This is a genomic window from Pseudomonas sp. F220, from assembly GCF_057813935.1.
The window spans coordinates 1-12,410 of record NZ_JBVASJ010000052.1 but is presented as its reverse complement, the minus strand read 5'-3'; the positions used below and the strand labels follow the sequence as shown (position 1 = coordinate 12,410).

Genomic DNA, 12,410 nt, shown 5'->3' with positions numbered 1-12,410 from the left:
CCACACTAGTACCCAGCAGTGACCTCTACTTCAGAAAGCTTTTACGCACATTCCAGGAAGACAATTAAGTTCCGTTCCAGCTGGAGCAAAAAATCCATTTACAAATACAGAATCAGAAAATTTAATTTTAAAAGAATTCATCTGACTTACATTTGCGTACATAAACCAATCCCCATTTCCCACCTCTAACGTCGCAGCAGTGAAAACATCAAGATGACAGTCCCAAGTTATTCCTGGCCCCATCAACCAAGTCGACCCACCGATAAACGGAGGTTTAATGGAATTTGTGCCATAAATCTCAAAGAACGTAGGAGTAGGAGTCCGAGATTTCAAATACTTGCTGGTCACCAGTTCTTGGTCGCCAGGGATATTCTTTGTTTGATCGCTAGTAATCGTGGCCGTGCCCGTGAAATTCGGGTTGGATATAACTGAAACTTTACCATCACCAGAAACTGTTACGTTACCTCCTGAAGTTAACACCTGCGGTGCTACAAGGTACGTATGAATTCCTCCCGCGCCCTGATCCACAACCACTATATCTACGCGCTGGCCACTATAAACGGGTAACTCGGGATGGTAGGAAGCCGAATACTGTAGATAAACTGGAAACTCTCCTGTGCAATCATTGATGATTGTCCATCGACCAACAGCCAGCATTCGAACGTAAAAATCCCCCCCTAGTACTCCCGTAAATTGAATAATCGGATGACTGACCTGCTCAGGGTGCAGGTCGATCGAGCCGCCACCCTTCTTAGGGTCTAGAGGGATAGTTATCATGCCTTGTGTTGACCGGTTCAATAACTGCGCAGCCACCAACTCCTGAGGTGCCGCCTTATAGCCAACTGCTGTCTGATCGTTCGTGATTGTTACTTGACCACCGGCCGAGATACGAAACTTCTCGGTTGAAACATCGAGACTGTCAGCACTACGCGTGGCAACCAGGAAATCACCTGTACTACCACTTTGACTTGCCATTTCCTGATAGCCGATGAGCAGTGGCGGCGGCGATGCACCGAAGACGTAACCAAAACCCAGCATGCGATAGCTCAACCTTCCGTATTCACCTCCACCCAGTTGTAAATAGACCGATTTGTTATCAAGTGTTGTGGGCGCACCAGCCGCAAAATCGGCACTTTTAGCAATCCGCATCTTGACGCTGTCATCGGGCTGAATAACGAACGGCGTCCCGGAAAATTGCGGACTCGCCAACGGCGCATACAGAGTCTTGAGATCTTTGGCGGTCACTGCCTTGGAAGCATCCAGGCCGTCCTGGACCTCGTTCAAACTTGCCAGCGGCACAACACCCGCGCCCGCTGCTGTTGCCGTGGCAACCGATAATATCCCATCGCCGGTAATCTGAATGTTGGTGCCTTTCTTCACCCCACCCAAGATGCTTGGGGTGGCGATCGGCAAAGTGTACGAAGACGAACCCGAGCCCTTCACGCTCAGCTTATTCGCTTTGATCTCCAGCCCGTCGCCCACTATCACACAACCCAGTTGATCAGTCGTCGCAATCGGGTACGCCATGAACGTAACGTTACGTGTACCGCTGACCTCTGGGTCCTTCGACAGTGTTGCACTCAAAACCACACGGGCCACAGGATCTGCGACCAAACCATAGAAGGTCACATCGGCAAAGCCCTCCGACGTCACCGGCCTCGTTGTCGTCTGAGCACCTGGATTTTTGCCGTCAAAAGAAGCCTCACCCGTGAGGGTAAATACAATGGTGTCCTTGACGTCGTGTGTGTATCCACTGGCAACGACCTGCGCTCGCGCGCAGTCATACGAAATGCTGGTACCGGATGGTTGAAAATCGCGGCCGTTCAACGGGCGAATCTCAATCCCCTGTACCTGATCGCCCTGCTGTGCTTCCAACTGAGTACTGTTGTGTTTCGCCATTTCATTGCTCTCCGAGCATGGGAATACCGCTCACGACTGAAGGACGGCTACACCCAATGGAATAAAGGCGTCGAAAGAGCGGACCCTGCTTTGGCTTTAATGCTCCGCACCGCTCTAAACAGCTCCATTGGTTTTTTATACGTAACCTGCAATGTAAACGCTGAACCCGACTATCGCTCAATCACCCAGACGCAACTCGTCCCTGCGTCTCATATGTTTAGCCCTGGCGTCTCACGACAGAACTGCCGGGCACGAGACACCCGGACCAAAAATATGAGACACGAGAACGACGGTACTTGTGCATATTCATGAGATTAACTGTCACGCAAGTTGCAGAAGAGCAACGCTCTCTTAATCACTCAGCGACGGGAATCACTCATGGGCACTATTCTTAAAGACACTTGGCTTGAGGCAGAATCACAGTGTTTTGATTCGGTATCAAATGCAACCTTATCGGGCGGTGACAAAAAACCAGGCACCTACCTGGTTGTTGACTCACCCGCTACGCTAACCCTGCACAGCAATAGCGGCATTGGAGTTTCTTGGCCTTTGTCCACTTCAGGCCTCAATGCGGGCGTGGACATATCGATATTATCAGGCACGTTATCCGTAGAAAAAACGGACCTTACGATGGGGATAGAGGGGCCCTTGTCATTAACCCTCCAAAGGGCCGGGATGTTAAATATTTCCGGGCCTGAGACGACTGTCATTGAAAGACAATCGAAGATTGTTACTTACGACACATCAAAAATTTATATTTCCGCGCCTGCTTATCTTATTGGAGCAAACATCACGTTAAAAAACGCGTCGAGTTTGTTGCTCAGAAAGTTGCAGTCACTTAACAGCTCTGTCATTGAAATGAATGATGATTCCCGCATCGAGCTGTACACCGCTGGAGCCTCGAGGGTTTACCACGATCAATTTCTAATTAACTTCCAGGGTGGCAATCCGACGTTAAGCATCAGATCGGATGTTCAAGGTGCTTCCCCAATCAACCTCTTAGATCCAGCCCTCCCAAAAGGGTTGTTTAATTTTTCCAGCAAAGCAAAAGGCGCTCTTCAAATCGATGTGGATGCTGCAAATGGCTTTAAAAACACTGAACTTTTCGCGACGGGAATTATTTCCATTGATGGCACTCCACAAACAAGCATGAGTACATTTTTCGAGACTGAATATCACAACAATGAAAAAAGAGGCGATGGCACTTACAGCTGGATAACTGTAAAAGCCAGAACAAAACCTTAAGCCCCTTGCGTGCCCTGCCGAAAAATCAGAGGGTGCGTTAGTTGATATTTCATCCGCGCCTGGTCGCAACAGCCAGACGCGGATGAGAGACTCCCGGTGATTTTATCTAAGCGCTTGCCCTATGCAGATAATCTGCGCACCGTCCCACATAAACTCCGCACTGTCACCGCCCTGCACATAGAATTGACGCAAGGTCGCCGCCGCCTCTACCACACAGCCATCAGGAAACCCGATAACTTTGTGATTCGCCGCATCCATATGCACCACCACCTGAGTATTGACCTGCGAAGTATTGATGACGCGGATACGCGCACCTGGACGCATAAATGGCATGTCTTTGAAGATCTTGACGAAACTGACTTGTACCCGCTGACGTGGAACTTACAGATCGTCAGCATAGTGGATGATGTCACCGTCCTGCAGGTCATCAATCTCGGCGCTGTTTATTCCCACCACTTGCCACGCATTGAACGGACGCCTCGCGAGTGCACCATGTAGCCTGGCATCCAGGTAGCTGGACGTTACCAATTCCTGATCAGCCAGTTGATAGTCAGGCGCCACCTGATTATTTTTGATGGTCACGTGGCCGTCGTACGAGTTACGGAACTTCTCGGTGGGCGTGAAGCTGCCCTCAACATCGCGTGTGGCGACCAGAAAATCGCCGAGAGTGCCACGATGGCTCTGCTTTTCCTGATAACCAATGAGCAGCGGCGCCGCCGCGCCCTCTACCGTATAACCGAAGCCAATCAGGCGAAGCTGCCCGTGCTGTATTCACCGCCACCCAGTTGCAGGTAGACCGATTGGCTGTCCAGCGTCATCGGGGCATTAGCGGAGTAACTGGCACTCGAGTTCTTCGCAACCCACATCTTGATTTTGTCAGATGCCTGGGTAACAACCGGCGCTCCGCAGAACTGAGGACTCACCAGAGGCGCATACACCGCCCTGAGATCTTTTGGTGTCACGGCTTTTGCATTGTCGATACCTACCTACGTTTCCGTTTGATTCGCCAATCTCACGATTCCGGCATCCGCCTGTGTTGCGCATTTGAGCGTGACCGTGCCATTTCCACACACGCTGACGTCGCCACCACTTCGAATCCCCCCAAGGGTGCTGGCGGTTGCAGCCGCCACTGCACGCGTGCGCACCAACGCATCCAGCGTCACCACGGCCCATATCCCTGGGCCAGCCGGAATGAAGCTGTCGGAGGTCGCCTCCCCCGATTTGAACGCGAACGAATCGGCAGCCACCGCATAACGACTGCTCACATCCAGATAGATACTCAACTGCAGCCCGGTCGCCGCGTAATCACAGACCGCCGGGTAAGGCACCACCAGTTGCCATTCCCCGTGATAGCTGACGTACAAACCGGAAACCGCGCCCACTTCCGAGCCAGGGGCACTCAAGACTGCGGCAACACCGGCAGGCGCCACCGGCGGCAATAAGGTGTACCACAGGACCCGCGTGGCAGTGACTTTAGAGCCCGAGTGAAGTTTGATTGAAGTCGAAAAGGTGGAGAGCGGCGCAACGGCCAGCCGCGAGCTGAAGAGTCGGGCGTAAGTCCCCGAGAGCAAAGTATCGACGTATTTCATGGAGTTCCTGGCGCTGCAAAATCACATTATTTTTATCGCTTACAACCATTAGGCGGCGATAAGAGTTTTCGATGATCTAAAAAATCAACAGACTACTCAGCGTTATAGGTTTGTAATCTCCAGCACCTTCAGGTCAGCACTTTGAGTAATATTCATCTGCGATGGCTGATTGATGGGCACGCCATTAATACACAAGAGCTTTCGACTCACCAGTGCGTTAATTTGCCCCGGGTGAGGGACGCAAGAAAGCCTCAAGATGCCGGTGTTTTCCCCGCTGTCATTAACAAAATTAAACAGACCTTCGGGGTACTCTTTAAACTCGTCCATAAAATCAAATGTGGCGCTATTGCCTAACGAGTACGGCATTATTGAAACCGCCGAAGCGCCCGCCCCCAGGCTGATTAAATGCGCTCTGTCCGGGTAAAAATAGAAATCTAACTCATCGGCTTCTATCACCAGTACTGCCTGGTGCCTGACAATGATGTCTGCCAGAGAGATACACCCCGCAGACAATAGCGATGATGACTTGCCTGCAAATAGAAATCCCTCCAGTTGCACACCGACCTCACCATCATCTCTGGTTGACCTGAGACTCAGTGAATGCTCTTTGCGCAACGGGCGTAGTTCACTGGCAATCGTAAACCGCCCCGCGTCCATTGAAATAAAACCCGCGACAATATCCATGCAGGCCGAATCCAGCACGTTCAATTCACCACAAAATATAAAAGCCCCCACAGACCTCACGACAAATAACGTATTGTCGTGAAGCAACAACTTCACATCTGCAGCGCCTACGCCGGTCCCCTGCAAGTCGCTGGCTTGCGTGCAAAGTTCACTTAGATTACTTAACGCAAAAATGCTGTCGTTAGACAAAATCACGCGTAACGAGCCACTTGCCGTGCAAGGATGATTCTGTGCCACACCGCCCCAGTAAAAACAGGTGCCCTCGCCTTCTTTATACGAGTTGCGCGTACCGACTATTCTCAGTTGGCCATTTACAATATTAATTTCTGTATTGGCAGAGACCTGTTCTTCGACAAGACCGCCCCATACGACTTCAGACGAAGTCTCCTTTGAAATCTGGACAATCGCCAGCACCTCATCGCTCGCATCCAATGTAAACCGTGTGCCAACGGCCTTGCCAAAATCTTCTATATCCAGAACACTGGTCCCATACGACCTGTCGTAGAGTTGGCTAGTACTTTTGTCCCAGATAAATTTCTTACTCATTGACTATGCCCACGCATATTGGAGTTTACTGCATGAGCAGAAGATTGATCGGTCGCGCCTTCAAACGCCTTTCGAATAACCCTCGAAGCATATTGAAGACTTTTGGCCGCGTACGGAGAAACCACCTTGTCGTAGTTGAACAGATTCAAAAATCCATGAAATAGACCCGATGCATTTCGATACTCGGCCACCACCCCCTGCTTCTCGAGTTTTTTCACGTAAGCGAAGCCTTCATCGCGAAGCGGGTCACAGCCGGCAGTTATGACCAGTGTTTTCGGCATGCCTGATACATCGGTGACCAACAATGGAGAAACATTGGGGTTGGTCCAATCCGATTGTCTCGGGAGATAAAAGCCTCGAAAAAGCTCAACCGATTTTCGCGTCAGCACATACCCTTCACCAAAATCTCGATAGGACTGTGTGTCGGTGCTCGAAATGTTAGTGGATGGATAGAACAACGTTTGCTGTAGAACGCGCACATCGCCCGCTTGGCGCGCTTTGAGTGCCACGGCGGTGCCCAAGTTAGCACCGCCGCTATCGCCAACGATCGCGATACGTGAAGCATCTCCACCAAACTCAGCTATGTGTGCGCCGGCCCATTGCAGCGCGCCATAAACGTCATCAAAGCCCGCCGGGTATGGGTGCTCAGGCGCCAGACGATAGTCGACCGACACCACCAAGGCTGGAATCGAGCGAGCAAGCTCACGGGTAATACTGTCGTAGGCAGCAACGCTGCCCAAGGTCCAGCCTCCGCCGTGTACAAACAACACCACCGGTAATTTCCCGGCCCGCGCAAGGCTTTGGTCTGACGGCGTGTAAATACGAATTGGAATGTGGTGGTCTACGGAGGGAATTTTGATGTCTTGCACGCGTTGCAGTTCAATCCGCCGCAATGGATAAGCAGCGCTTTGATTTCTTTGCGCCCGCAATTCGATAATCGAATCAGGCGTTAATGAGTCCAGTGGATTGGACAGCTCGTTGGTCTTTTTCAGAAACGCCCGGATGCCAGGCAGCGGCCGGCAAACAGGCGTGCTATCAAGCAGGTGATCATTGGCAATTTGCACCGCCGCCGCGCAGCCCGGGAATACGCTGCAACCCAATAACACGCCCAGCAATGCCAGGGGTTTAAGCGACACCTGAACAGGTAAACGTTTTTTCATCAGATTGACCATCGTGTCAGTTGCCCGCGTCTTGTTGACTGCCGCCGACCGGCAAAAGCGAAACATCAAAGCGCATCACTTTCGCCGTCACCGGACTCACTTCGCAGCGGAAGCTGAACTCGCGCCAACCGTCCACGACTCGCGCCTGTCCTCTACCAATCAGCGCGGTATTGCCAGTTAGCGACAGACTTTTGGGATCGTCACTCCCCAGAAAAACACGATCCACACTTTTCAACTTTGGCTTTAAAGCGTTCAACGCCACAGGCCGACAGATGAACTCCGAAACCTTTTTTGCATCACTCCACTGGGTCGCCATCTGGCGCTCTTGCACACGCTTAAGCTTTTCAATTGATTGAGCAACCAAGGTGATTTGTGCCGGCGATAGCACGGAGGTTTCTGCCCGGGTTATTGCACTGATACCCAACAGTGAAATACACGCAAACCGGGCGAGCGCAATAGTTACCCGCCGCGCTCTACCACACGAAATCTTGTGTGCACGGACATTCCTGTTCCGCATCCAATCCTTGTATTTTGGCATCATTATTAACACTCTCCCGGAACAGGAATACTGACCTCGGCATGAGGGATGGTTACGCTCTAACTTGACCGCAAATGACGAACAATCGGCTGAACCTTGACGGCGAGTGCCAATTCACACCCACGCACCCCAAGGGCTTTTATACAGAGTGTCCAATATCGCGAAATCCCACACACACAACCCCGCCCTACGTCTCATATATTTGTTCCAGGCATCTCACATGTAGCCAAACGGCCAAGCATCGCCCGATTAATAGCGTTTTGTTAGTTACAATCGATACAGCCGTGATAACTACGGCCCTACGTTCGCACGCCCCAAAAAACCTGCAGGGTCGAATTCGTGACACCTCTTATCGACGAGCGTTACGCCATGCCACTGACCACCCAGGCCTCACACACAAGGCTTGTCGGTTACGCGCTGTGCCTGTTTGTTGGTCTGCTGCCGATCATTTCAGGCATTACAATCCTTCACTGGCAAGCCGGCCGAACATTGAACGCCCACGCCCTGGAAACGGCCGACGAGGCACTCAAGCAATTTGACTTGATACTCGACAATGCTCAATTGTCCGCGCGCGCCATTGCACCATTGGCCGGACAACCGTGCGCCGATATCGAACTGGCCTTGCGCGAACAGGTAACCCGACGACCTTTTGTGCGTGCCGCCAATCTGGCCTGGAACAACACTCTATATTGCACGTCGTTGTTCGGCCCGTATCAGGAAGCCGTCAACCCGCGAGACTATGTCGATGGCACGCTATGGTTGATGAGTGGCAACCCGGTAACGCCCAAGTCATCACTATTGGTCTATCGCCTGTCGCAAGGTAATGGCGCCGCCATGATCAACATCGACGGCTATCACCTAAGCAACATGTTGCGCCTGATCGGACGCCAGACGGGCCTGGTCCTGCAGGTTGGTAATGCCTGGACGTCCAGTCAGGGGCTGATCACCAGCCCCCCTCCTCCTACCTTCGCCGTTGCACAAACCACCCTGAACTCCACACATTTTCCCTTTAGCGTGACCGCAGGTTTTCTCAAAGGAGAAACCTGGCGCTATATCAACAAAGAGTATCCACTGTTACTGGCGCTGTTTCTGATCATGGGGTTGCTCGCGGGCGCCACCGCGAGCCGCCTGCTAAAGCACTCCAGAGCCCCGATCAATGAGCTGCAACTTGCACTCGAAGCAGGAGAGTTTGTTCCCTATTTTCAACCAATTGTATGCAGCCATACCTTGGAGTGGTCGGGGCTCGAAGTTCTGATGCGCTGGAATCATCCCCGCGAAGGCTTGGTGCGCCCAGATTTATTTATTCCGCTTGCCGAGCATTCGGGCTTGATCGTGCCCATGACGCGCTCACTGATGCAGCAAGCAGCCGCCCTTCTCGCCCCACATTCAGCATCATTCGGCTCAGGCTTCCATGTCGCGGTGAACATCACCGCCAACCATTGTCATGACCTGGCACTGGTCGAAGATTGCCGCAAGTTCCTTGCCGCCTTTGCCCCAGGAAAGATCAGACTGGTGCTGGAGTTGACCGAGCGCGAATTGGTCACGCCCTGCGCAATTACCCATCAACTGTTCGAGCAACTACACAAAATAGGCGTACTGATCGCCATTGACGATTTCGGCACGGGACACTCCAGCCTTGGCTATCTGCACCAACTCAATATTGACTACCTGAAAATCGATCAGAGCTTTGTCGCCATGATTGGGGTTGACGCACTCTCATCACACATTCTGGACAGCATCATCGAATTGAGCATCAAGCTTGAGCTGAGCATCGTTGCCGAAGGTGTGGAAACCACCGAACAGCGTGATTACCTGGTATCACAGGGCGTTGATTTTCTGCAAGGCTATCTGTTCGCCAAACCCATGCCAGCACTAGACTTCCTGAGCCACCTGGACCAGCACACAACATCCCGGCATGACGAAGCGCAAAAAAAACGCTGACTGGCGCCAGCGTTTTCACAACATCATTTATTAATACAAACGTGCGGCTTCTGAAAAGTGCGCGACAAGCCCTCCGATATTCGGCGCCGTATTCTTGGGCGGTTCCACCTCAACCGCTTCACTGGGTGAAAAACCAAACTGGCGACGAAAAGCTTTAAAAAACTGGCTTTGGTTAGTGAAACCGCAGGTATAGGCAACCTGGGAAATCGGCAAACGATCTGAATGGGCCAGCAAGTCACGTGCGGCATTCAGCCGTTTTTCGCGAATAACCATTGCAATCCCTCCATCGAGCTCAAACGCCCGATACAGGCCTGCCCTGGAAACACCGAAACGACGGACAATCGCCTCAACGCCCAGCTCAGGATGCGCAAGGTTAGCGTCGATGAAGTGCAGAATATTTGAGCGCAGCGTGTCTTGAAAAAAACCTCGTTCCTCCGAAAGTTTTGGCGCGCATGCTCCAAGCCCGCCCTTGACGAGATTGCCGACAACGTCCACCGCCAACACCGAATCGGTATAAGACAAATCGAGCGAAACGTTCCAGAGTTCGACTAGAAAGTCGGTCAGTAATTGATTAATCGGTTGATCGCGCCGGAAGACCATGCCGTGTAAGTCAGCCCTCCCCACCAGGCGTTCGAAACGCCCCCGCTCAACCATCATCGTTAGACGCGATCCAGGGCTGACGTGGTTCTCACACACCTTCCCCAGATCCAGAATATACAAATCGCCAGGCCTGACATGAACACAGTGCTCGCCGACATTGCCACGCATGCTGCCTGCCACAAACAGCTGGAGCACATAGCCATCCAATCCGCTCACCTGAATTTTCTGACGCGCTCGTACGAAGCTTTGCGCAGAAAAATTGGTCCGACCAATAAGCAGCTCTCCATTCGAACGACTGGAAAGATCGCCCTCTATTATTCGTTTTTGACTATCGTCAGGCATTCCGATGTCAAAGACCGGTCTTGTCATCTCGCGCCAATAATCACCTCGTGCCGATGACTCTATTGTTTTAGAAGAGAAAAAAACTTCAACCGTCGCCATATCTCGCTCCCCATACATAAGAACCTCAAGACACCGAGGTAGCCACTCCTATCGAATGGGCGGTCTACCACGGGCTATTCTGCTGCGGACTACTACGAGTACTCCGACTAGCTCAAAACTACGCAGTAACTCTAGACCAAAAAAAAAATGGCCGTTGGATTATTGGATCCAATGGGCCAGCAATTGATGAAGAATGGGAACTGGAGCTCAAAAACCAGGTGAGGCGCTGATTATTCGGTGACACTGATCTCGAGCGAAATAGTTCTCATCAAGCTTATCCGCACGAACTTTTGCGTGTACCAAAGTAGTCGAAGAAAAAATTGCCTCGATTGGTTACATAAGAAAGCCCGCTCAATGGCAGGCCTGCGACATTTACTTAGTTTGCTGAGGACGCATGCCAAACCATCAATAGAGACCTTAATTGCAAACGACTGCTTCAGCTTAATACCTGGGTTACCCTACTAACATTTTATAAACTCACCTCCGCGCCGCGTCTCATTTCCTTGATCCTGACGTCTCACGCTGAGATACCTGTATCGGCGGTCTCAAGGAGCAAGTGCAACACCTGATGTAAGGTGTTGCCATGCCAACGAAGTACACACATCTCAGCACTGAGGAGCGCGTTGCCATCATGGTGATGCAGCTTCAACAACTCACTCTGCGAGCTATCGCCGTTTTACTCAGACGCCATCCCAGTACCATTAGCCGTGAGATCAGGCGGCACAGCCAACTGGGTCGATGATTCGGCTCACGCCGCACGCAGGGCACGAGTGCTACGTCATAAGCCGCGCCGTCAGTCTCGCTTGTGCTCTGGCTCTGAGCTGTTCCAAGTGTTCATAGAAATGTTGCGCATTGGCTGGTCACCCCAGCAAACCGCCAGCAGACTACGCCGTATCTGGCCCGATCACCCCGAGCGATATGTGAGTCACGAAACCATCTACCTGGCAATTTATGCCTATCCGCGAGGCGAGTTGAAACGCCAGCTCATCAGCTACTTGCGCCAAGGTAAAGGCAAGCGTCGCCCGCGAACCCAGCGTGCCACACGTCGAGAGCGCTACCCTGCGGCACTCAGCATCCATTTGCGTCCACCGGAGGTCGAAGACCGCCTTGTTCCAGGGCACTGGGAAAGCGACCTGATCATCGGGGCCAATAATCGCTCTGCTGTCGCCACGATGGTTGAACGCACCAGTCGTTACGTAATTCTGGCAAAACTTGACGCTCCGACCGCCGATGTAGCCGCTCAAGCTATTACCCGAGAGATGTCGCGGATGGCACCCTCACTGCTGAAAACCATGACGCACGACCAAGGCAGTGAAATGGCCCGCCACGCTGAAATCACGGCCCACACCGGCATGAAGATTTACTTTGCAGACCCGCACAGTCCATGGCAGCGCGGCAGCAATGAAAATACCAATGGCTTGCTGCGCCAGTATTTGCCCAAAGGCACTGATCTCTCGCTGGTCACCCAGGAACGGCTGGACGAAATTGCCGACATGCTGAACACTCGGCCACGCCAGACGCTGGGCTGGAAATTTCCGGTCGAAGTACTGGTTGATTACCATCAGCTATTGGCGAGCAACAAGCTCGAAACCATCAACTGACTGTTGCACTTGGAACCTGAGACCGCCCTTTGCGCCACCCCTAGTGTCCTGAGCGGTTAATTCAATAACTTATTCTTTATCGCCCCCAGCTTTGCTTTGTTTACAGAGCTGATGATTGATTCAGCCGTCTTATTCCACCTGAAGGGCTTGGCTGAAAGGTCATTGT

Annotated in this window: 11 protein-coding genes and 1 pseudogene; 3 read left to right on the top strand and 9 right to left on the bottom strand. The window is 52.1% G+C overall.

The window, feature by feature from the left end:
* Nucleotides 1-30 precede the first annotated feature (30 nt).
* On the bottom strand, nucleotides 31-1,899 hold the full coding sequence (locus ACZYSM_RS27045; RefSeq protein ID WP_489076401.1) for a hypothetical protein: 1,869 nt from the start codon (nucleotides 1,897-1,899) through the stop codon (nucleotides 31-33).
* A gap of 378 nt (nucleotides 1,900-2,277) precedes the next feature.
* On the opposite strand from ACZYSM_RS27045, the gene ACZYSM_RS27040 reads away from it, so the two are divergent.
* A complete protein-coding gene (locus ACZYSM_RS27040) occupies nucleotides 2,278-3,144 on the top strand; it encodes a hypothetical protein (RefSeq protein WP_489076399.1) in 867 nt (288 codons plus the stop codon).
* Between the two features lie 102 nt (nucleotides 3,145-3,246).
* Here the strand turns inward: ACZYSM_RS27040 and ACZYSM_RS27035 are convergent, their stop codons facing one another.
* The 7 genes from ACZYSM_RS27035 to ACZYSM_RS27005 form a co-directional block, all read right to left on the bottom strand.
* Entirely contained in the window at nucleotides 3,247-3,477 is a 231-nt protein-coding gene (locus ACZYSM_RS27035) for a hypothetical protein (protein ID WP_489076397.1), read from the bottom strand.
* A 48-nt stretch (nucleotides 3,478-3,525) separates the two neighbouring features.
* Entirely contained in the window at nucleotides 3,526-3,726 is a 201-nt protein-coding gene (locus tag ACZYSM_RS27030) for a hypothetical protein (protein ID WP_489076395.1), read from the bottom strand.
* Between the two features lie 164 nt (nucleotides 3,727-3,890).
* Complete coding sequence (locus ACZYSM_RS27025; RefSeq protein ID WP_489076393.1) at nucleotides 3,891-4,106, bottom strand: hypothetical protein; 216 nt, start codon at nucleotides 4,104-4,106, stop codon at nucleotides 3,891-3,893.
* A 24-nt stretch (nucleotides 4,107-4,130) separates the two neighbouring features.
* Nucleotides 4,131-4,733 carry a hypothetical protein gene (locus tag ACZYSM_RS27020; protein ID WP_489076391.1) on the bottom strand — a complete coding sequence of 201 codons (603 nt, stop codon included), beginning with the start codon at nucleotides 4,731-4,733 and terminating at the stop codon, nucleotides 4,131-4,133.
* A gap of 102 nt (nucleotides 4,734-4,835) precedes the next feature.
* Nucleotides 4,836-5,963, bottom strand: a complete 1,128-nt coding sequence (locus ACZYSM_RS27015) for a hypothetical protein (protein ID WP_489076389.1) — start codon at nucleotides 5,961-5,963, stop codon at nucleotides 4,836-4,838.
* Complete coding sequence (locus ACZYSM_RS27010; RefSeq protein ID WP_489076387.1) at nucleotides 5,960-7,123, bottom strand: alpha/beta hydrolase; 1,164 nt, start codon at nucleotides 7,121-7,123, stop codon at nucleotides 5,960-5,962. The genes ACZYSM_RS27015 and ACZYSM_RS27010 overlap by 4 nt, the downstream gene beginning before the upstream one ends.
* A 16-nt stretch (nucleotides 7,124-7,139) precedes the next feature.
* Entirely contained in the window at nucleotides 7,140-7,664 is a 525-nt protein-coding gene (locus tag ACZYSM_RS27005) for a hypothetical protein (protein WP_489076385.1), read from the bottom strand.
* Between the two features lie 366 nt (nucleotides 7,665-8,030).
* Here ACZYSM_RS27005 and ACZYSM_RS27000 point away from each other — a divergent pair, with 366 nt between their 5' ends.
* The gene (locus tag ACZYSM_RS27000; RefSeq protein WP_489076421.1) at nucleotides 8,031-9,602 is read left to right on the top strand and encodes an EAL domain-containing protein; all 1,572 of its coding nucleotides are present in this window, start codon (nucleotides 8,031-8,033) and stop codon (nucleotides 9,600-9,602) included.
* 30 nt (nucleotides 9,603-9,632) lie between these two features.
* Here ACZYSM_RS27000 and ACZYSM_RS26995 read toward each other — a convergent pair whose 3' ends face one another.
* Complete coding sequence (locus tag ACZYSM_RS26995) at nucleotides 9,633-10,643, bottom strand: helix-turn-helix domain-containing protein (protein ID WP_489076383.1); 1,011 nt, start codon at nucleotides 10,641-10,643, stop codon at nucleotides 9,633-9,635.
* 583 nt (nucleotides 10,644-11,226) lie between these two features.
* Between ACZYSM_RS26995 and ACZYSM_RS26990 the strand changes: the two are divergent.
* Nucleotides 11,227-12,244 (top strand): annotated as a pseudogene (locus ACZYSM_RS26990) (IS30 family transposase).
* Nucleotides 12,245-12,410 lie beyond the last annotated feature (166 nt).